Origin of the sequence: Vibrio aestuarianus (assembly GCF_012395185.1) — a bacterium.
Classification (GTDB): Bacteria; Pseudomonadota; Gammaproteobacteria; order Enterobacterales; family Vibrionaceae; genus Vibrio; species Vibrio aestuarianus.
The window spans coordinates 132,918-154,883 of the sequence record NZ_JAAZTU010000004.1; the positions used below are offsets into that span (position 1 = coordinate 132,918).

The 21,966-nt window shown below is 42.9% G+C and carries 20 protein-coding genes; all 20 read left to right on the forward strand.

Going from position 1 to position 21,966, the window contains the following annotated elements:
• Positions 1–67 precede the first annotated feature (67 nt).
• The 20 genes from tsf (at position 68) to HGG78_RS03070 (ending at position 21,829) form a co-directional block, all read left to right on the forward strand.
• Positions 68–913: a translation elongation factor Ts gene (tsf, locus tag HGG78_RS02975; protein ID WP_053310919.1), complete on the forward strand. Its 846-nt coding sequence runs from the start codon at positions 68–70 to the stop codon at positions 911–913.
• Between the two features lie 151 nt (positions 914–1,064).
• Positions 1,065–1,796 carry a UMP kinase gene (pyrH, locus tag HGG78_RS02980; protein ID WP_053310920.1) on the forward strand — a complete coding sequence of 244 codons (732 nt, stop codon included), beginning with the start codon at positions 1,065–1,067 and terminating at the stop codon, positions 1,794–1,796.
• Between the two features lie 33 nt (positions 1,797–1,829).
• Positions 1,830–2,387 carry a ribosome recycling factor gene (gene frr, locus HGG78_RS02985; protein WP_053310921.1) on the forward strand — a complete coding sequence of 186 codons (558 nt, stop codon included), beginning with the start codon at positions 1,830–1,832 and terminating at the stop codon, positions 2,385–2,387.
• Positions 2,388–2,478: 91 nt separating this feature from the next.
• Positions 2,479–3,234, forward strand: a complete 756-nt coding sequence (locus HGG78_RS02990) for an isoprenyl transferase (RefSeq protein ID WP_053310922.1) — start codon at positions 2,479–2,481, stop codon at positions 3,232–3,234.
• A 13-nt stretch (positions 3,235–3,247) separates the two neighbouring features.
• Positions 3,248–4,090: a phosphatidate cytidylyltransferase gene (locus HGG78_RS02995; protein ID WP_053310923.1), complete on the forward strand. Its 843-nt coding sequence runs from the start codon at positions 3,248–3,250 to the stop codon at positions 4,088–4,090.
• 48 nt (positions 4,091–4,138) lie between these two features.
• Positions 4,139–5,347: a 1-deoxy-D-xylulose-5-phosphate reductoisomerase gene (ispC, locus tag HGG78_RS03000; protein ID WP_053311006.1), complete on the forward strand. Its 1,209-nt coding sequence runs from the start codon at positions 4,139–4,141 to the stop codon at positions 5,345–5,347.
• Positions 5,344–6,702: a sigma E protease regulator RseP gene (rseP, locus tag HGG78_RS03005; protein ID WP_172532036.1), complete on the forward strand. Its 1,359-nt coding sequence runs from the start codon at positions 5,344–5,346 to the stop codon at positions 6,700–6,702. Before ispC ends, rseP begins: the two co-directional genes overlap by 4 nt.
• A gap of 48 nt (positions 6,703–6,750) precedes the next feature.
• Complete coding sequence (bamA, locus tag HGG78_RS03010; RefSeq protein WP_053310925.1) at positions 6,751–9,183, forward strand: outer membrane protein assembly factor BamA; 2,433 nt, start codon at positions 6,751–6,753, stop codon at positions 9,181–9,183.
• A 14-nt stretch (positions 9,184–9,197) separates the two neighbouring features.
• Positions 9,198–9,707 carry an OmpH family outer membrane protein gene (locus HGG78_RS03015; RefSeq protein ID WP_053310926.1) on the forward strand — a complete coding sequence of 170 codons (510 nt, stop codon included), beginning with the start codon at positions 9,198–9,200 and terminating at the stop codon, positions 9,705–9,707.
• A 7-nt stretch (positions 9,708–9,714) separates the two neighbouring features.
• The gene (gene lpxD, locus HGG78_RS03020; protein ID WP_053310927.1) at positions 9,715–10,746 is read left to right on the forward strand and encodes a UDP-3-O-(3-hydroxymyristoyl)glucosamine N-acyltransferase; all 1,032 of its coding nucleotides are present in this window, start codon (positions 9,715–9,717) and stop codon (positions 10,744–10,746) included.
• 115 nt (positions 10,747–10,861) lie between these two features.
• Positions 10,862–11,293: a 3-hydroxyacyl-ACP dehydratase FabZ gene (gene fabZ / locus HGG78_RS03025; protein ID WP_171375422.1), complete on the forward strand. Its 432-nt coding sequence runs from the start codon at positions 10,862–10,864 to the stop codon at positions 11,291–11,293.
• A gap of 1 nt (position 11,294) precedes the next feature.
• Entirely contained in the window at positions 11,295–12,083 is a 789-nt protein-coding gene (gene lpxA / locus HGG78_RS03030) for an acyl-ACP--UDP-N-acetylglucosamine O-acyltransferase (RefSeq protein WP_053310929.1), read from the forward strand.
• Positions 12,084–12,204: 121 nt separating this feature from the next.
• Positions 12,205–13,356, forward strand: a complete 1,152-nt coding sequence (gene lpxB / locus HGG78_RS03035) for a lipid-A-disaccharide synthase (protein ID WP_172532037.1) — start codon at positions 12,205–12,207, stop codon at positions 13,354–13,356.
• 2 nt (positions 13,357–13,358) lie between these two features.
• The gene (rnhB, locus tag HGG78_RS03040) at positions 13,359–13,970 is read left to right on the forward strand and encodes a ribonuclease HII (protein WP_172532038.1); all 612 of its coding nucleotides are present in this window, start codon (positions 13,359–13,361) and stop codon (positions 13,968–13,970) included.
• 75 nt (positions 13,971–14,045) lie between these two features.
• Entirely contained in the window at positions 14,046–17,525 is a 3,480-nt protein-coding gene (gene dnaE, locus HGG78_RS03045) for a DNA polymerase III subunit alpha (protein ID WP_172532039.1), read from the forward strand.
• A gap of 45 nt (positions 17,526–17,570) precedes the next feature.
• Positions 17,571–18,530, forward strand: coding sequence for an acetyl-CoA carboxylase carboxyl transferase subunit alpha (gene accA, locus HGG78_RS03050; RefSeq protein ID WP_172532040.1), 960 nt, complete (start codon positions 17,571–17,573; stop codon positions 18,528–18,530).
• A gap of 447 nt (positions 18,531–18,977) precedes the next feature.
• Positions 18,978–19,598, forward strand: coding sequence for a prepilin-type N-terminal cleavage/methylation domain-containing protein (locus tag HGG78_RS03055; RefSeq protein ID WP_172532041.1), 621 nt, complete (start codon positions 18,978–18,980; stop codon positions 19,596–19,598).
• Between the two features lie 76 nt (positions 19,599–19,674).
• Complete coding sequence (locus HGG78_RS03060; protein WP_172532042.1) at positions 19,675–21,102, forward strand: type IV pilus modification PilV family protein; 1,428 nt, start codon at positions 19,675–19,677, stop codon at positions 21,100–21,102.
• A gap of 36 nt (positions 21,103–21,138) precedes the next feature.
• Entirely contained in the window at positions 21,139–21,504 is a 366-nt protein-coding gene (locus HGG78_RS03065) for a TcpQ domain-containing protein (RefSeq protein ID WP_171822925.1), read from the forward strand.
• On the forward strand, positions 21,491–21,829 hold the full coding sequence (locus HGG78_RS03070) for a hypothetical protein (protein WP_172532043.1): 339 nt from the start codon (positions 21,491–21,493) through the stop codon (positions 21,827–21,829). The genes HGG78_RS03065 and HGG78_RS03070 overlap by 14 nt, the downstream gene beginning before the upstream one ends.
• Positions 21,830–21,966: the final 137 nt, after the last annotated feature.

The window sequence follows — 21,966 nt, forward strand, 5'->3', positions numbered from 1 at the left end:
AGTTAGCATCAGGGGCCAAACAATCGGCCCCTGATTTTTACCACCAGAATCAACTGAGGAATAGAGAATGGCAACTGTAACTGCTGCTCTAGTAAAAGAACTGCGCGAGCGTACTGGCGCAGGTATGATGGAATGTAAAAAAGCACTTGTTGAAGCAAACGCTGACATCGAACTAGCGATTGAAAACATGCGTAAAAGCGGTGCGGCTAAAGCAGCTAAAAAAGCGGGTAACATCGCAGCTGAAGGCACAATCCTTATCAAAGATGCTGACGGCGTTGCTGCGCTTCTAGAAGTAAACTGCCAAACTGACTTCGTAGCTAAAGATTCTAGCTTCCTAGCTTTTGCTAATGAAGTTTTAGAAGTTGCTCTTACTGAGCGTCTAGATATCGAAGCACTTCAAGCTAAGTTTGAAGAAGCACGTATCGCTCTAGTTGCTAAAATTGGTGAGAACATCACTATCCGTCGCGTTCAATTCATTGAAGGCGCTAAAGTGGGTTCATACCGTCACGGCGACCGTATCGGTGTTGTTGTTGCTGGCGATGCTGACGAAGAAACTATCAAGCACGTAGCAATGCACGTTGCTGCTGCTAAGCCTGAGTACGTTAATCCTGAAGATGTACCAGCTGATGTTGTTGCTAAAGAACGTGAAATTCAAATCGAAATCGCAATGCAATCTGGTAAGCCAGCTGCAATCGCTGAGAAAATGGTTGAAGGCCGCATGACTAAGTTCACTGGTGAAGTGTCTCTTACAGGTCAAGCGTTCATCATGGATCCTTCTCAAACTGTTGGCGCAATGCTGAAAGCTAAAGGCGCAACAGTAACTAACTTCGTTCGTCTAGAAGTTGGTGAAGGTATCGAGAAAGCTCAAGAACTAAGCTTCGCTGAAGAAGTTGCAATGGTTCAAAAAGGTTAATCCTAGCGATTTTGCCTAAAAAAAGACCGTAGCCAAGGCTGCGGTCTTTTTACGAATGGCAGCTTGAGATTAATTGTGATGATTTGGAATTCGATCTTTAGTTTCAAACCATGACCGTTAATCGACAACTCTCTATTGGAAGGTAAGCTTCATGACTACGAACCCTAAACCAGCATATCAACGTATCCTGTTAAAACTTAGCGGTGAAGCGCTACAAGGCGAAGAAGGTTTTGGTATTGATCCTACGGTACTTGACCGTATGGCTCAGGAAGTAAAAGAACTGGTTGAACTGGGTGTTCAAGTTGGCGTTGTTATCGGTGGTGGTAACTTATTCCGTGGTGCTGGTCTAGCTGAAGCTGGCATGAACCGTGTTGTTGGCGACCATATGGGTATGCTTGCGACAGTTATGAACGGCTTAGCAATGCGTGATGCTCTGCACCGTGCTTACGTGAACGCTCGTGTGATGTCGGCTATTCCTCTTAAAGGCGTTTGTGATGATTACAACTGGGCTGATGCGATTAGTCAATTGCGTCAAGGTCGAGTGGTTATTTTCTCAGCAGGTACTGGAAACCCATTCTTCACCACTGATTCTGCTGCATGTTTGCGCGGTATTGAGATTGAAGCAGACGTAGTTCTAAAAGCGACAAAAGTAGATGGCGTATTTAGTGCAGACCCAGTGGCAAACCCTGACGCAGAGCTGTATGATAAGCTGTCTTATACAACTGTGCTTGAAAAAGAGCTAAAAGTTATGGACTTGGCAGCGTTCACACTTGCGCGTGACCATAAAATGCCAATCCGCGTATTTAATATGAACAAACCAGGCGCATTACGTCGTGTGGTAATGGGTGAAGCGGAAGGCACGCTAATTAGCACTGCTGAATAATCACTCCAAACAGATAAGAATTAAGGTGATATTGTGATTAACGAAATCAAGAAAGACGCTCAAGAGCGTATGGATAAGAGCGTAGAAGCCCTGAAAAACAACCTTTCTAAGGTACGTACTGGTCGCGCTCACCCAAGTTTACTCTCAGGTATTTCTGTCGATTATTACGGTTCAGCAACACCGTTGAATCAGGTAGGTAACGTGGTAGCAGAAGATGCACGTACGCTTGCTATTACTGTATTTGATAAAGAGCTGACACAGAAAGTTGAAAAAGCAATTCTGATGTCTGACCTAGGTCTAAACCCTATGTCAGCAGGTACCGTTATTCGCGTTCCACTTCCACCATTGACGGAAGAGCGTCGTAAAGACCTAGTTAAGATTGTACGCGGTGAAGCTGAAGGCGGTCGTGTTGCTGTTCGTAACATTCGTCGTGATGCTAATGGTGATCTGAAAGGTCTGTTGAAAGACAAAGAAATTTCAGAGGATGAAGATCGCAAAGCGCAAGATGACATCCAGAAACTAACGGATGCAGCCATTAAGAAGATTGATGATGTTCTTGCCGCTAAAGAAAAAGAGTTAATGGAAGTTTAATAACTTTTACCCCTTCAAAAAACGCTGTACTCACAGTGCAGCGTTTTTTATGCTATTTTGCCCTTTCAGTTTGGTAATCAATTAATTTCTTATGCAAAATCCATCCCTCTGCTCCGATGTATTACCTCAACATATTGCTATCATTATGGACGGAAACGGCCGTTGGGCGAAAGCTCAAGGTAAGCCGCGTGTTTTTGGTCATAAAAATGGTGTTGCAGCGGTCAGAAAAACCATTTCAACTTCGGCTAAGTTAGGTATCAAAGCGGTAACGTTGTTTGCATTTAGCAGTGAAAACTGGCGACGTCCGCAAGAGGAAGTGGGAGTGTTAATGGAGTTATTTATTTCTGTATTATCAACGGAAGTAAAAAAACTGCATAAAAATAATTTGCGTTTAAGAGTGATTGGCGACAAGACACGCTTTAGTTCACGTTTGCAGGCTAAAATAGCTCAAGCGGAAGCACTAACGGCGTCAAACAGTGGCATGGTGGTTAATATCGCTGCAAACTATGGCGGTAAATGGGATATTACTGAAGCTATGCGCAATATTGCCACCAGAGTGGCCAATGGAGAATTAACTGCGGCAGAGATTGACGAGAGCTTAATCACTCAGTCGTTAACCATGTCTGATCTGCCGGAGGTTGATCTGCTCATTCGTACCAGTGGTGAATGTCGCATCAGTAACTTTATGCTCTGGCAGTTAGCCTACGCCGAGATGTATTTTACTCCTATTTACTGGCCAGAATTTGGCGAAGAAAGTTTAATTGAAGCAGTGACTTGGTTTGTTAATCGTGAGCGCCGTTTTGGCTGTACCGGTGAGCAAATCAAGGCATTGATGGAACAGCAATAAAGGATCCATTAGTTTGAAGCAACGAATTATCACAGCGCTCATTTTAGCCCCACTGGTGATACTAGGGATTTTTAAACTGTCGCTTCCCCTGTTTATGGCCGCTTTGGCTGTCGTCGCGATAATTGGTGTATGGGAATGGACTCAGTTTGTCGATGCTAAATCGAGATACTTAGCGGCTATTCCTACCGTAGTCGTTGGCGTTGCCAGTTACGTACTCGTTTCTCCTGATGTAACCAGCCTAAACGATATGGCGAGCATCCATTATCTGATTCTTGGTATCGGCGCGGTTTGGTGGCTGTTTTCGAGCTTCTTAGCTATTACTTATCCGAAGTCTCGTTCGTGGTGGGAAAACTCCAAGACGTTAAGACATTTATTTGGTGTGCTTACCTTACTCCCTTTTTTCTGGAGCGTACTATTTCTACGCGCAGAATCCTTTTCAAGTGATCCTTACCACGGTGCAAAATTAGTGCTGTTCGTTTGCCTGATCGTTTGGGCCGCTGATAGTGGCGCTTACTTTGCTGGGAAAAGTTTTGGTAAGCGCAAAATGGCGCCAGCCGTCAGTCCAAATAAAACCATCGAAGGTTTGATCGGTGGGGTTATTACCGCTCTTATCGTCGCGTGGTTCACGGCAGATTGGTTTAATATTGAATTTTCAAGCCCAGTATCCATGGTGGTGATAACACTATTAACCGTGGTTATTTCAGTATTGGGTGATCTAGTTGAAAGCATGTTTAAACGTGTTTCTGGAATTAAAGACAGCAGCAATATTATTCCTGGGCACGGTGGTGTCTTGGATCGTATTGATAGCCTTACTGCTGCGTTCCCTATTTTTGCTCTTCTGTATTTTATTTTCTAATGCATGGGGCAAGTATGCTTGCCTTATGCTTACTTCACGGTCTTTGCTATGCGTAAGTTAACGATTCTCGGTGCAACAGGTTCAATTGGTGCGAGTACGCTAAAAGTTGTTGCTCAAAACCCTGAGCAATTCTCTGTCGTTGCATTAGCGGCAGGAAGTAATGTCAATAAAATGCGTGAGTTATGCCAGCAGTGGCATCCTACTTACGCGGTTATGGCGACTCAAACTGCAGCAGACCAGTTGTCGCTTCAATTAAAATCTCTCAATCTCAACACTCAAGTGCTATTTGGTGATGAGGCGATGTGTGATGTCGCAGCCCTAGATGAAATTGATACTGTCATGGCAGCGATTGTTGGTGCGGCAGGCTTATTGCCTACTATGGCGGCGATAAAAGCCGGTAAGCGGGTTCTGTTAGCGAATAAAGAAGCTTTGGTGATGTCTGGCCAACTGTTTATCGATGCCGTTGAACAATATGGCGCTGAATTATTGCCAGTGGACAGTGAACACAATGCGATTTTCCAATGTTTACCCTCTGAAATACAGACCAAACTTGGTCGTTGTGATTTGCAAGCACATGGTATTCAACACATATTGCTGACCGGCTCTGGTGGTCCTTTCCGATACAGTGATTTGAATGTATTGGCCGATGTCACCCCAGAGCAAGCTATCGCACACCCTAATTGGTCAATGGGGCCAAAAATTTCTGTCGATTCGGCAACTATGATGAACAAAGGGTTGGAGTATATTGAAGCCAAATGGCTCTTTAATGCATCACAGCAGCAGTTAAAAGTACTGATCCACCCGCAGTCGGTTATTCATTCTATGGTGCAATACCGTGATGGCTCAGTATTAGCACAAATGGGTGAGCCAGATATGGCCACCCCAATAGCCTTAACACTTGCTTATCCTCAGCGAATTAATGCTGGTGTCCCAGCACTTGATTTCACTCAGCTATCCGAGTTGAGTTTTATGGACGTCGATTACGACCGTTACCCATGCTTAGGCTTAGCCATCGATGCTTGTTATCAAGGTCAGCATGCGACCACATCACTCAATGCCGCTAATGAAATTGCGGTTGACGCTTTTTTGAATAAGCAAATTCGATTTACCGATATAGCACGGGTTAATGAACGCGTATTGTCAAAAGTGTGTGCAACACATACCCAGTTACATTCCTATGACTTGGAAAGCTTGTTAGAGCTAGATAGAATGGCTCGCAATCTTGCCTACCAAACAATAAAAGAGCGTTTATCATGAGTGGCATTTTATGGAATTTTGTATCCTTTATCATTGCATTAGGCATACTTGTCGCCGTTCATGAATTCGGTCATTTTTGGGTTGCGCGCCGCTGTGGGATCAAAGTTGAAAAGTTCTCTATTGGCTTTGGTAAATCGATCTGGAGCCGTGTCGCTCGTGACGGTACCGAATACAGCCTGTCAGTGATCCCTCTAGGTGGTTATGTCAAAATGCTTGATAGCCGAGTTGATGACGTAGCTCCGGAATTAAAACCTTTCGCTTTTGATCAAAAACCATTATGGAAAAGGGCTGCAGTCGTTGGCGCTGGACCTGCCTTTAATTTCTTCTTCGCCATTTTTGCTTACTGGCTTGTGTTCTTAATTGGCGTACCAGCCGTTAAACCTGTCATTGGTGATATCACTCCTCAATCAATTGCCGCACAAGCAGGCCTTGAATCAGGTATGCAGATTAAAGCGGTTTCTGGTGTTGAAACGTTAGATTGGGAATCTGTGAATATGGGCCTTATTGGCCACATTGGTGATGAGCAATTAACCCTGACAGTCAGTTCTAGCGATAGAATTGGTCTTGAAGAAATCAAAACTTTAGATCTGCACTCTTGGAACTTTAACCCAGAAACAGAGTCTGCTATGGGAGCATTAGGTTTTAAACCTTTTGTACCTGAGATTTCACATACCTTGACCAACGTGTCTCAAGGTGGGGCCGGTGAAAAAGCAGGGTTGCAAGTTGGTGATACGCTTATTCAAGCCAATGGTGTGAAAATAGAACAATGGCAACAGGTGGTAGAGTTAATTCAAAGCAATCCTAGCCGGGCTATTGATCTGACGGTTGAGCGAGATGGTCAACCTGTTGAAGTTAAGCTAATACCGGATACTCGCGAGTTACCGCAAGGTAAAACGATTGGTTTTGCTGGAATCGCTCCTAAAGTCGCAGAATGGCCGGAAAGTTATCGATTTGAGCTTCAATATGGTGTATTTGAATCAGTCGGTAGAGCGGTTGAAAAAACAGAACAAGTGATCGGTTTGACCATCAGCATGTTGAAAAAATTGGTGGTGGGTGATGTGGGTCTGAACAATCTTAGTGGACCCATTTCGATAGCGAAAGGTGCAGGAGCAACAGCGGATTACGGTTTAGTTTACTTCTTAGGTTTTCTGGCGTTGATCAGCGTCAACTTAGGAATTATTAACCTCGTGCCTCTACCAATGCTAGATGGTGGGCATTTACTGTTTTTTGCAATTGAAGCGATTATTCGCCGTCCAGTCCCTGAAAAGGTTCAAGAGATGGGATACCGTATTGGTGGGGCGATCATCTTTTCTTTGATGGCTGTGGCAATATTTAATGATTTTACTCGCCTGTGATTGATAAGCACTAGGCAAAGGTAGTAGCAAGGAATAACAAGAATAAATATGGCAATGAAACAGATCCTTTTCGCGACATTATTAGCAACAAGTCTCTCCGCGAATAGTGCCGAGAACTTTGTAGTCCAAGATATACAAATTGAAGGTCTTCAGCGTGTTGCGCTCGGTGCTGCATTACTCAAAATGCCAGTTCGAATTGGTGATACGGTTGATGCACAAGATGTTGCGGATATTATCAAAGCGCTTTATGCCTCAGGTAACTTTGAAGACGTCCAAGTACTACGAGATAACAACGTTCTTATTGTCCAAGTAAAAGAACGCCCAACCATTGCCAGTGTCTCATTCTCTGGTAACAAAGCGATCAAGGAAGAGCAATTACAGCAAAACTTAGATGCTTCCAATATTCGAATTGGTGAGGCGTTAGATCGCACTACCTTGAGCAATATCGAAAAAGGACTGGAAGATTTTTACTACAGCGTCGGTAAATACAACGCAACCGTTAAGGCGGTTATAACGCCTCTGCCGCGTAACCGTGCTGACCTCAAATTTGTTTTCACTGAAGGGGTTTCAGCGAAAATCCAACAAATCAACTTTATTGGTAATGAAGTTTTCACTGATAAAGAACTGCTCTCTCGCTTTAACTTAAATGTTGATATCGCATGGTGGAATTTCCTTGCTGATGACAAATATCAAAAGCAAGTGTTGGCCGCGGATATCGAAGCACTGCGCTCTTTTTACCTTGATCGTGGGTATTTAAAGTTTCAGGTTGATTCCACACAAGTGGCTATTTCGCCAGACAAGAAAGGTGTTTACATCACGCTGGGGATCAACGAAGGCAAAGCTTATCAAGTCAAAGACGTCAAGTTCCGTGGGGAATTAATAGGCAAAGAAGCTGAGTTTGAAGCGATGGTTCCGTTTGCCGCAGGTGAAACGTATAACGGGTCATTGGTGACGAGATTAGAAGAAGATGTTAAGCGCGCACTTGGAGAAGCGGGTTACGCTTACCCACAAGTGCGAAGTATTCCTGAATTCGATGATGAAACTCAAGAAGTATCTTTGGTTGTCAACGTTGAAGCTGGAAATCGTATTTATGTACGTGATATTCGTTTTGTGGGTAACAACTCAACCAAAGACGAAGTATTGCGCCGAGAAATGCGTCAAATGGAAGGAAGCTGGCTCAATTCAAAAGCGATTGATACGGGTAAAGGCCGCTTGAATCGTTTAGGTTTCTTTGAAACAGTTGATGTCCAAACGGTGCGTGTTCCTGGTAGTGAAGACCAAGTTGATTTAGTTTACAACGTTAAAGAGGCAAACTCAGGCAGTGTAAACTTTGGTATTGGTTACGGCACAGAGTCTGGTGTTAGTTTCCAGGTTGGTCTGCAACAAGATAACTTTATTGGTTCTGGTAATCGTGTTGGTATTAATGCCATGATGAATGATTATCAAAGGAACATTAGCCTAGATTATCGAGACCCATACTGGAACCTTGATGGTGTCAGTTTAGGCGGTAAGATTTTCTACAACCAATTTGAAGCATCAGAAGCTGGTATTGTTGACTATACCAACGAAAGTTACGGAGCAAACCTAACTTGGGGTTTCCCATTTGATGAGCTCAATCGTTTTGAATTTGGTATTGGGTACACACATAACAACATCGGTAATATCGATGAATATGTTCAAGTGAGCCAATTCTTACAGTCTCAAGCGAGCAATCGTAATGAGGACGGTAACCTAGTTACCGATGACTTTGACCTCAATATTTCTTGGACTCGTAATAACTTAAACCGTGGTATTTTCCCAACGGCGGGTAACCATCAGCGTGCGTTTTATAAAATGACCGTGCCTGGTTCTGACGTTCAATATTTTAAAGCGCAGTATGATATTCGCCAATACTACCCATTGACGAAAAAGCATGAATTTACCCTCTTACTAAGGGGGCGTTTAGGTTATGGTAATGGCTATGGTCAAACCGATGGCCAAGATAACCTCTTCCCGTTTTATGAAAACTACTACGCGGGCGGCTTCACTACCCTTAGAGGTTTTGGTTCAAACACGGCAGGTCCAAAGGCTGTTTATAATGACTCCACGGGTTGTAATGGTAATAATGGCGGTAACAACCGTTGTTATACGGCAACGGATGATTCCGTTGGTGGTAATGCTATTGCACTGGCAAGTATCGAGTTGATCGTGCCGACACCATTTGCTTCAGATGACTATCGCAGCCAAATTCGTACCAGTATTTTTTACGATATGGCCAGTGTTTGGGATACCGAATTTGATTACCAAAACACTAAATTAAGTTATGGTGACGAGTATTATTATGATTATTCTGATCCAATGAACTACCGTTCATCTTATGGTGTAGCATTACAGTGGATGTCACCGATGGGGCCTCTGGTTTTCTCTCTTGCTAAACCGATTAAATCTTATGAAGGTGACGACGAAGAATTCTTCACTTTCACTATTGGTAGAACCTTCTAACAAAGGAAAATATTTTGAATAAAATCATTAAAGCGGCTAGTGTAAGCCTTGTAGTACTAAGTTCTTCTTTCTTTGCACAAGCAGCTGAGGCAGCGCAAAAAGTTGGCTATATAAATACTGCGCAAGTTTTCCAAGCTCTACCTCAACGTGAAGTCGTTTTGCAAAAGTTGCAGGAAGAGTTTAAAGATAAGGCGGCAGAGCTACAAACGATTGAAGCTGAAGCTAAGACTAAAATCGAAAAGTTGAAGCGTGATGGTGAACTACTAGGTCAAGATGAAGTTGAGAAGCTACGCATCGAGATCGGTCAACTTGACAGTAAGTACAAAATCAAAGCGCAAGCACTAGAAAAAGCATCAGCTCGTCGCGAAGCGGAAGAGAAACAAAAACTATTTATGGTGATCCAAGAAGCCGTACAGAAAGTAGCTGAGAAAGAAGGTTACGATATCGTTGTTGATGTACAAGCCATGCAATATGGTAAAGCGGACTACAACTTGTCTGAGAAAGTAATTAAGCAACTAAAATAATACTATTATGGTAAAACTGACTTTAGCCGAATTGGCAACTATCACCGGCGGAGAAGCGTTTGGTGATGACTCTGCGACTGTTGTTGCAGTCGCACCAATGGACAAAGCGCAGCAAGGTCATGTGACTTTTCTGTCTAATCCAAAATACAGTAAGCACCTTGGTGAATGCAAAGCTAGCGTGATTATGGTGAAGGCTTCTGAGCGTGAGCTGTGCAAAACTAACGTTTTGGTTGTGAATGACCCATACGTTGCTTTTGCTAAAGTCGCACAAGCCTTGGATATCACACCTAAACCAGCGTATGAAATAGCAGCCTCAGCAATCATTGCCGATGATGTAAAGTTGGGTCACAACGTTTCGGTTGGGGCTAATGCCGTGATTGAGTCAGGCGTTGAGCTTGGTGATAGCGTTTCAATTGGCGCAGGATGCTTCATTGGCAAAAATGCTAAAATTGGTAGCGACACCAAGTTGTGGGCTAACGTCAGTATTTACCATGAAGTTCAAATTGGTAGTGCGTGTTTAGTTCAGTCCGGTGCTGTTATTGGCTCTGACGGTTTTGGCTATGCTAATGAGAAAGGTGAGTGGATTAAAATTCCACAAATTGGTTCAGTTCGCATTGGCAACCGTGTTGAAATCGGTGCTTGTACCACCATCGACCGTGGTGCACTTGATGATACCGTTATTGAAGATAACGTGATTATCGATAACCAATTGCAGATCGCACACAATGTGCACATCGGATATGGTACTGCTATAGCTGGTGGTACCATCATTGCGGGGAGTACCAAAATTGGTAAATACTGTATTATCGGTGGTGGTGCGGTGATCAATGGTCATATTGAAGTGGTTGATGGCGTAACGATTACAGGCATGGGTATGGTGATGCGTAGTATCACAGAGAAAGGCATGTACTCCTCAGGCATACCATTGCAACCCAATAAAGAGTGGCGAAAAACAGCGACTCGCGTTCATCGTATTGATGATATGAATAAGCGCCTTAAAGCGCTAGAAAAGCAGCTAGAGCAAAAAGCGGAATCATAATTCCACTATTTCGAAAAAGGCTCGCCAATTGCGAGCCTTTTTCGTCTATAATGCTGAATAATTTTTTGAAGTTTTACTGTATAGGAATATGACTTTGACTACTGAAAAGAAAACGATGAACATCACTGAAATTCAGGAGCTACTTCCTCATCGCTACCCATTTTTGTTGATTGACCGAGTTATTGACTTTGATGAAGGTAAATACTTGGTGGGTCTAAAAAATGTTTCAGTGAATGAACCTCAATTTACTGGTCATTTCCCTAAGTTGCCTGTTTTTCCTGGAGTTTTGATTCTTGAGGCGATGGCTCAAGCAACTGGCTTATTAGCGTTTAAAACCTTCGGTGCACCAAAAGAAAATGAGTTGTATTATTTTGCCAGTATCGATAAAGCAAAATTCCGCAAGCCTGTTGGTCCTGGCGATCAACTGATTATTGAAGTTGAATTTTTAAAAGAACGTCGCGGTATTGCACTATTCAATGGTGTGGCGAAAGTTGATGGCGAAGTAGTCTGTTCTGCTGAGCTAAAATGTGCTCGTAGAGAGTTTTAATATGATTCACGAAACTGCACAAATCCACCCAAGTGCGGTGGTTGAAGACGGTGCCATCATCGGTGCGAATGTAACGGTTGGGCCTTTTACTTACATCACATCCGGCGTGAGTATTGGGCAAGGCACCGAGGTGATGTCACATGTCGTCATCAAAGGTAATACCGTTATTGGTGAAGACAATCGCATTTTTCCACATGCGGTGATCGGTGAAGAGAACCAAGATAAAAAATACGGTGGTGAAGATACCCGCGTAATTATCGGTGACCGCAATGTTATCCGCGAAGCGGTGCAAATTCATCGCGGTACGATGCAAGATAAAACGCAAACTGTTGTCGGTAATGATAACCTATTGTGTGTCAACGCCCATATCGCTCATGACGTTATTGTTGGTAACCATACTCACATTGGCAATAACTCCATTCTTGGCGGTCACGTGACAGTTGGTGATTATGCCGGGGTGATGGCTTTATCGGCAATCCATCCTTTTTGTACAGTTGGTGCATACGCTTACGTTGGTGGCTGCTCTGCAGTAGTGCAAGATATACCGGCGTATGTATTAGCTCAGGGTAACCATGCTTCACCATTTGGCCTTAATTTGGTTGGTTTGAAGCGTAATGGCTTTGAAAAAGCAGAAATTCGAGCGCTGCAAAAAGCATACAAAGAGATTTATCGTTCAGGAAAAACGCAAACTGAAGTGCTACCAGTGTTACTTGAGATGGCGCAAGAGTGGCCGTCAATCAAGCGTCTTAGCGATATGTTACAGCAGACAGAGCGTGGCATTATTCGTTAATTCTACGTGTCTTAATTACTTGTCGAATCTCGATAACTATCTGAAGATCGCTACTTTTTAGCGATCTTTTGTCTTTTAGACGCACAACCGTTACGCTGAGCTCATCTTGTTAGGAAAGAATATGCATCCAATGGAAAAACCACTACGAATCGGTATTGTTGTCGGAGAATTATCCGGTGATACGTTAGGTGAAGGCTTTATTAAAGCAATAAAGCAGCAATACCCTAATGCGGAATTTGTTGGGATTGGCGGCCCTAAAATGATGGCGCAAGGCTGTGAATCTCTGTTTGAGATGGAAGAGCTGGCGGTAATGGGCTTGGTTGAAGTACTTGGTCGTTTACCGCGCTTGCTCAAAGTCAAAGCCCAACTGGTCAAGTATTTTAAAGACAACCCACCAGATGTCTTTGTTGGTATTGATGCCCCTGATTTTAATTTACGCTTAGAGCTTGATCTCAAAAAAGCGGGCATTAAAACCGTTCATTATGTCAGCCCCTCAGTATGGGCTTGGCGACCTAAGCGAATTTTTAAAATTGATGCCGCAACGGATTTAGTCTTAGCATTTTTGCCGTTTGAAAAAGCGTTTTACGACAGATATCAAGTAGCGTGTGAATTTGTCGGTCATACACTGGCCGATGCAATTCCTCTTCAGCCTGACAAAATGGCAGCGCGTGAGTTATTACGGTTAGAAGCTGCTAAGCAGTGGTTAGCGGTATTACCAGGTAGCCGTGGTGGTGAAGTTGGGTTAATTGCTAAGCCTTTTATTGAAACCTGCCGTCAAATAAAACAGAAGTACCCAGATATTGGTTTTGTGGTTGCTGCGGTTAACTCAAAACGTAGACAGCAATTTGAAGAAATTTGGCAAGCCACCGCACCAGAGCTCGATTTTGTGATTGTTGAAGATACTGCACGCAATGTAATTACCGCAGCAGATGCGGTACTACTTGCCTCTGGAACCGTAGCATTAGAATGTATGTTACTGAAAAGACCGATGGTTGTTGGTTATAAAGTTAACCGCCTAACAGGGTGGTTAGTACAAAAATTAGCGATTACCGAATATGTTTCACTGCCAAACATTCTTGCCGGAGAAGAGCTGGTAAAAGAGTTTATTCTTGAACAATGCGAAGCAGAATTCTTATACCCTGCGGTCGATAAAATGCTCAGTGGTGACAACAGTACCTTGATTGAACGCTTTACTGAAATGCATCAATGGATCCGTAAAGATGCCGATAAACAGGCTGCAAAAGCTGTTTTGACTTTGATAGGAAAAGCATAACCATGGCAGAAAAAGAATTCCCACCCTTCGAATATCCTCAAGGGTATCATCTGATTGCCGGAGTTGATGAAGTAGGGCGAGGCCCATTGGTCGGTGATGTCGTCACCGCTGCGGTTATTCTTGATCCAAGCAACCCTATTGCAGGGTTAAATGATTCGAAAAAACTTTCTGAGAAAAAGCGTTTAGCTCTGTTCCCTGAAATTCAACAAAAGGCATTAGCGTGGTCAATTGGCCGCTGCTCACCGGCTGAAATTGATGAACTCAATATCCTACAAGCGACAATGGTTGCGATGCAGCGTGCCATTGCTGGTTTACATATACAGCCTGATTTAGCCTTGATTGATGGCAACAGAGTACCTAAGCTACCGATGGATGGTGTTGCAGTCGTAAAAGGCGATATGCGCGTAGCCGAAATCAGCGCGGCATCCATTATTGCCAAAGTGGTGCGAGATCAGGAAATGGAAGCATTAGATAAGCAGCATCCACAGTTTGGTTTTGCTCAACATAAAGGCTATCCAACCAAAGCGCATTTTGCCGCAATAGAGCAATACGGTGTTATTGCCGAACATCGCAAAAGCTTTAAGCCAGTGAAACGAGTACTCGGTATTGATTGAGGTGTAAGCCGCAATCAGATTCGCGTAGAATAACCGCCAAATATCGAACCAAACCTAGCATCTAGGATAAGTTGAATGCCAGAACCCAAGTTTGTCCACCTTCGTGTCCACAGTGATTACTCTATGATCGATGGCTTGTCCAAAGTGCCACCGCTTGTAAAAAAAGTGGCCGAGATGGGCATGCCTGCGATGGCGTTGACCGATTTCACTAACTTATGTGGTTTGGTAAAGTTCTACGGCACGGCGCATAATTGTGGTGTTAAGCCAATCATCGGTGCCGATTTCATTATGCAATCGGAAGAGTTTGCTGATGAATTGACCAAGCTAACAGTGCTTGCGACAAACAATGTCGGCTACAAAAATCTCACCCTTCTCATCTCCGAGGCTTATTTACGGGGGCATGTCCAGCACCAACCCGTGATTGATAAATCGTGGTTGATCAAATATGCCGAAGGGTTGATCGTCCTATCAGGGGCAAAAAACGGTGAAATTGGCAAAGCGCTATTAAAGGGTAATCATGCATTAGTCGATAAATGTGTTGAATTTTATCAAACCCACTTTGCGGATCGTTTTTACCTTGAGCTTATCCGAACCAACCGAGCTGACGAAGAAACCTATTTGCATTTTGCGCTTGAATTGGCCGAAAACAAGCAGTTGCCAGTGGTTGCGACCAACGAAGTGGTATTCCTAACCGAAGAATTCTTCGAAGCCCATGAAATTCGTGTTGCTATCCACGATGGTTACACCATGGTCGATCCTCGTCGCCCCAAAAATTATAGCCCTCAGCAGTACTTACGCAGTGAAGCTGAAATGTGCGAATTGTTTGCTGATATTCCAGAAGCTTTGGAAAACAGCGTTGAAATAGCCAAACGCTGTAATGTCACGGTTAGGTTAGGGGAATATTTTCTGCCCGCCTTCCCAACGGAAGGGATGGAAGAAACCGAATACCTGGTGATGAAATCGAAACAGGGCCTCGAAGAGCGCCTTGAATTTCTATTCCCCGATCCAGAAATTCGTGCTCAACGTCGTCCTGAATACGATGAACGGCTGTTGATAGAACTTGAAGTGATCAACAATATGGGCTTTCCCGGTTACTTCTTGATCGTGATGGAATTCATCCAGTGGTCGAAAGATAACGATATTCCTGTTGGGCCAGGGCGTGGTTCAGGCGCTGGTTCATTGGTAGCTTATGCGCTAAAAATTACAGACTTAGACCCATTGGAATACGATCTACTCTTCGAACGTTTCTTGAACCCCGAACGTGTTTCAATGCCCGATTTCGACGTCGATTTCTGTATGGATAAACGTGACCAAGTAATTGATCACGTTGCTGAAATGTATGGGCGTGATGCAGTATCACAGATCATCACCTTTGGTACTATGGCCGCTAAAGCCGTTATTCGCGATGTTGGCCGAGTCCTAGGGCATCCCTTTGGCTTTGTTGATCGCATTTCAAAACTGATCCCCGCCGATCCGGGCATGACGCTCGAAAAAGCGTTCAAAGCTGAACCTGCGCTGCCTGAGCTGTATGAAAACGATGAAGAAGTCAAAGAACTCATCGATAAGTGCCGCATTTTAGAAGGTTGTACGCGTAATGCGGGTAAGCATGCTGGTGGTGTGGTTATTTCTCCAACCACTATTACCGACTTTGCCCCAATTTACGCTGATGCTGAAGGGCATTTCCCCGTTACGCAGTTTGATAAAAACGACGTTGAAACCGCGGGTCTGGTGAAGTTCGACTTCTTGGGCTTGCGTACCTTAACCATCATCGATTGGGCATTGGGGTTGATAAACCCGCGTTTGCAACGAGAAGGCAAAGAGCCTGTTCGCATCGAATCGATTCCTTTAGTTGATGCCGCCTCTTTTCGAGTGTTACAAAATTCAGAAACCACCGCGGTATTCCAGTTGGAATCACGTGGCATGAAAGACCTCATCAAACGCCTGCAACCAGACTGTTTTGAAGATATCATCGCATTAGTGGCGCTATTTCGTCCGGGGCCATTGCAATCAGGGATGGTGGATAACTTTATCGACCGTAAACATGGCCGAGAAGCGATCTCATACCCAGACGAAAAGTGGCAACACGAGTCACTTAAAGAAATTTTAGACCCGACTTACGGCATTATCTTGTATCAAGAACAGGTGATGCAAATCGCTCAGGTACTTGCTGGTTATACGTTAGGCGGTGCGGATATGCTGCGCCGTGCGATGGGTAAGAAAAAGCCCGAAGAAATGGCCAAACAGCGTGCGGTTTTCGAGCAGGGGTCGATAAAAAACGGTGTTGATGGTGAGTTGTCGATGAAAATCTTCGACTTGGTGGAAAAATTCGCCGGTTATGGCTTTAACAAATCGCACTCTGCTGCTTATGCCTTAGTCTCATATCAAACGCTGTGGTTGAAAACCCATTATCCAGCCGAGTTTATGGCTGCTGTAATGACGGCAGATATGGATAACACCGAGAAAGTCGTTGGCTTGGTCGATGAATGTTTCCGTATGAACCTAAAAGTATTACCTCCGGACATAAATGCTGGTTTGTACCGCTTTAATGTCGATGAAACCGGTGCCATCGTTTACGGTATTGGTGCGATCAAAGGGGTGGGCGAAGGGCCGATTGAAGCGATTTTAGAAGCGCGTAATGCGGGGGGCTATTTTAAAGACCTATTTGATTTTTGCGCCCGTATTGACCTAAAAAAAGTCAATAAACGGGTCATTGAAAAATTGATTTATGCTGGTGCATTAGACCGTTTAGGCCCACACCGCGCCGCAATGATGGCATCATTAAATGACGCGGTAAAAGCGGCTAGCCAATATCACCAAGCTGAAGCGTTTGGACAGGTGGATATGTTTGGTGTGCTAACCGATGCACCAGAAGAAGTGGAACATAAATATACCCAAGTCGCTAAATGGCCAGAGAAAGTGTGGTTAGAGGGAGAGCGTGATACATTAGGCCTTTATTTGACCGGTCACCCAATAAATGCCCATATTAAGGAACTGGCTAAGTACACCAGTTGTCGATTAAAAGATGCAACTCCCACTCGACGCGATCAGTCGGTTACCTTAGCGGGTTTAGTGATTGCCGCAAAAGTGATGACCACCAAGCGCGGCACGCGAATTGGTATCATGACGTTAGACGATCGTTCAGGGCGAATGGAGGTAATGTTATTCTCCGATGCATTAGAACGGTATGCAGAACTGCTAGAAAAAGATAAAATTTTAGTGATTTCTGGACAGGTCAGCTTTGATGACTTCAATGGTGGCCTTAAAATGTCGGCGCGCGAAGTCATGGACTTGGGCAGCGCGCGTGAAAAATATGCCCGTGGTCTGTCGGTATCGATTGAACAATCGCAAATAGATGACCAGTTTTTTGAGCGCTTTAGTCAGATCTTAGAGCCTCACCGAGCAGGGACCATACCTGTCAATGTATACTATCAGCGCTTAGAGGCGAGAGCGCGGCTAACGCTCGGTACGCAATGGCGTGTTACGCCAAGTGATACATTGTTAGACGAATTGAAACAGCTACTTGGGAACGACCAGGTAGAACTCGAATTTAACTAAATTCAGCGTCATTGAGTTGAACGCTGAGTCAAAAAGGATCGGTAGATGAGCCTAAATTTTCTAGAATTTGAAAAACCAATCGCTGAACTTGAAGCAAAAATTCAGGCGCTACGTGACGTATCTCGCCATGGTGGTGATAAGTCCGTTGATCTAGATAAAGAGATCGAACTGTTAGAAAAGAAAAGCTTAGAACTGAAAAAGAAAATTTTCGGTGATTTAGGTGCCTGGCAAGTGGCGCAACTTGCTCGTCATCCACAACGCCCATACACCTTAGATTATATCAACCATGTCTTCACGGAATTTGATGAACTGGCGGGTGATCGCGCTTTTGCTGACGATAAAGCTATTGTTGGTGGTATTGCCCGTTTAGAAGGCCAGCCGGTTATGGTCATTGGTCACCAAAAAGGGCGTGAAACCAAAGAAAAAGTAAGACGCAACTTCGGCATGCCAAAACCGGAAGGTTACCGTAAAGCGCTGCGTTTAATGCAAATGGCTGAACGCTTTAAAATGCCGATCATCACCTTCATTGATACCGCTGGTGCATACCCTGGTGTGGGCGCTGAAGAGCGCGGTCAATCAGAAGCCATCGCCAAAAACTTAAAAGTAATGTCTGGTTTAACAGTACCGGTTATTTGTAATGTAGTTGGTGAAGGTGGGTCTGGTGGCGCACTGGCTATCGGCGTGGGTGACTACGTGAACATGTTGCAATATTCAACCTATTCGGTAATTTCGCCGGAAGGCTGTGCTTCTATTTTATGGCGTGACTCAGATAAAGCACCACAAGCTGCGGAAGCGATGGGCTTAGTTGCTCTGCGCTTAAAAGAGCTAGAGCTGATTGATGAGATCATTGAAGAACCATTAGGTGGCGCGCATCGCGATCCAATTCAAATGGCGGCGAATATGAAAGCCACACTGCTAAAACAGTTAGCTGATTTACAACCACTAAATGAAGAAGCGCTGTTAGAGCGTCGCTACCAACGCTTAATGAATTACGGTTATTGCTAATATCAAAAGCCATTACCAATATATAAAAAAGGGTTGAACTAAGGTTCAGCCTTTTTTATATCTATTAATCTTTGCATTAATGGCTAACTTGAATTTTCCCAACTTAAAGCAGCGATAATGCTGTTTACTAATCATATCGTTTATATAGGCTAATGAGTAAGGACTCATAAAGCTTAAGTTGTTTAGGTATCTTTAACTTCAAATCGGGTTAAGATATGAGTCAAAGCTATTAGCGATGTAAAGGGTTGTCTAATATAAATTTATTATACCGAGTTGAGATTATTTATATTATTTCATGTTAATCCATGTTAATCCATGTTAATCCATGTTAATCCATGTTATTTCATGTTATTTCATGTTATTTTCATCTTTTATCAAGATTAATGCTTGGTAAATAATTTAACATACGGATTACCAACATATAACCAATATTAGTAGGTTTTTAAAATGATGAAAAGTATGAAACAAAGAAACTCTCGTAACAATAAAAAGGTTCGGGGGTTGGCACTATTGGAAATCCTGATTGCGATCGGTATTCTAGGTATTATTTCTGCTGGGGTTGCAACTTTAGCGTCTCGTACCTTTGAGGAACAAAATGTCAGTTTAATAAATAAGTCAGTTACAGATTTATCTATGTCATTAAAAAAAGCTTTCAGTCGTGCTGGTCGTTACAGCGGAACTCAAACCGATTTCGACGCGTTGATTGCAGCAGGGGCAATATCCGAGAATTCAGCTACCAATCCAATAACAAATGATTTTTATGGGTATACACCAGTTCCGAAATATCCGAGCGCTGTTAGCGGTAGTGCATTTGTTTTAACTATTGGTGGATTAAGTGACTCATTGTGCAAGAAGATTGCTACAGGGTCTTTGGTTACTGATGCTTCTTATTTTGAAATAGTGGATACCGTCAGTGCACAGGCGCCCGGTGATCTCACTGGCACTGCCGATATGGCTGCAGGCTTAATTAAGACATTGGATGGATTGGCTCCAGATGCGAATGATCCCCTACAATATGCTACGTTGTGTGTTGGTGGTGACAATACAATAATTTATGGTACATACTAAATACTAAATACTAAATATAGCGCTTTATCACGGTTGGTAAAGCGCTGCTAATACTTTATTTTTGGGTTGAAAGCTAGTGAAAAAACAACGTGGTATAGCGCTGCTTGAAGTACTGATTGCTGTTTCAATCGTTGGGTTTATTATGCTTTATATGGCTCAATTACAACGTGGTCAAGTAGATGCACAGTCTCGGACATTAAATGCTGCTAAAATAGCGAAAATATATCAGCTGACGACTCAGGTTATGTTTGAGCCTTTAGTCGAAGTACAAAGTACAAATTCAAGTGATATAGAAACTTTTAAAATTAATAATACTATTAAAAATTTAAAAAACTCACTAAGCGGTTTTGGATATATTTATTTACCCGCAAGCGGTGTTAGTGCTGCTAGCTCTATAGACACTGCGAACTTTTTTAATGGTGTAAATGGTTCTATTCATGGCTGTGGAGGCTCTGATCCGGTTAAAAATGAACGAGTAAATTGTACACTAGGGCTTGAAGATGAGTTTAATTTGGGGTCTTCCTATAAGGTGAGAGGGATAAAAATTGATGGAGAAGCTCGTTCTTTTTTCTCTATTAATCACACCGGTCTAAGTGATATTCGTGGTGTGAAACCAACATCAGTCACGATTTTTATTGATGGACTTGAAGGCCTATCAGGACTTAACGACATTTATACTTTAGCTGAAGTGGCAAGCCAACAGGTTTCACAAATTGATGATATGGAGAATAGTGCTTACGCGAAAATTCATATTGCTGATTTTAACAAAGCCACCGCTGCTAACTATGATACCGGGTTTGAGGCACACAAAGTGTTGGCAGATCATACGATCTTGCCTGGTGGCATAACGACCAATATGGGCTTAGCTATTGTTTTTGATTTAAACGGTACTCAAGCACTAAGAAGTGACGGTATGGTCGCTATTCAGAGCGATAGAGCTTTATGTTGGAATGTAGCCGCAGGCACACCTGCTGATGACTATATTTGTCAGTCAGCCATGATTTCAGATGTCAGTGATGGCGGGGGAGATGCTGTCAAGTATCTACGCACTGATGGAAATTTAGTCTATCAAACGTCGGATCAAGAAAGCAGTGATAAATATTACCGTACACCCGTTGAAGTTGTAGTAAAAGCATTTGATAGAAGTTGTAATAGTGATGGTAATAATTGTCAGCCGATTAAAATAAATAAGCCTGTCTGCCCTAACATTGCAGGAAATGGTTTAGCGACACATTTATCTATTGTTGGGAGTTCTTATTCAAATAGTGGTTATGGTGCTTTTCCTGACGTTACTGATAGCTCTTATGGACAGAACAGTATTTCCAGCCAAAATTCTAGGGCAGAAATTGTTTCTGGGGTGCTTTTTCGATGGACGGATAAAGGTCATTATTGGGATGTGACGGGAATTATAGGATCACCCAATGACGTTAACGGTGATGAAGGCAGAAATCCTAGGTCATTACAAATTGTTGCATTACGTTGGTGTGAAGCGAAGCAGCAGTAAACCTATGAAATAGAAAAGAAGTAAAAAATGAACATAATGAAATTAATGTTAATACCTATTATTAGTATAGGTTTTCTACCTGCATCTGGTTTTGCAAGTAGCGAATTAAGTGTAGAGCAAGGTAATCAATTAATAACAAGTAATGAAGATAAAAATATAGAGCTGGTGATAGAAGAAGGAGCCAGTTTTAAATACACATTGATTGAGTTTTTAAATGATTATGACTATAAAATGAAATGGGATACAGAAGATTTCATTTCAAGCTACCGGGTGAAGTATCAAGCGAAAGACCCCATGTTTCTTGTAAAAAAGGTTGTGAGTGATATTCGTGATAATGGAAAAAAAATTAAAGCGACGGTTTATAGAAATAAAATATTGGTTATAACAAATGAAAATGACTAAATGCTTTGCCATTATAATGGTAATACTTTCATCTGCCTGTGCAGATTTATCATCAATTAAGCATGATGCGGAAGATATTGAATCTAATAAATTAAAGTTGGAAGAGGATTTTTCGTCTTTTACGGTGTCGGATTCTAATTATATGGATCTGAAAAATAATAGCTCTTACCCTGATGGTTATTGGTCGCTGCATATAAAAACGACACATTTTAGTCCAGTTAGTATTGATATTTTACTTAGTGATTTAGCAAAAAGAATGAATGTCTCATTTTTTGATAAAGGTAGCGATGGCAATATTAAAAGACTGTTTCTTATCAACATCTGACGCTGCCGACGACTAGACGAGTGTAGATCCCGATGGTGACCGTACCGTTAAAAACAAAACACAATACACACTGCTAACGCGACATGTACGTCTCAGTACGTCAGAACACACACACAACAGAACACATCTATCTTAAC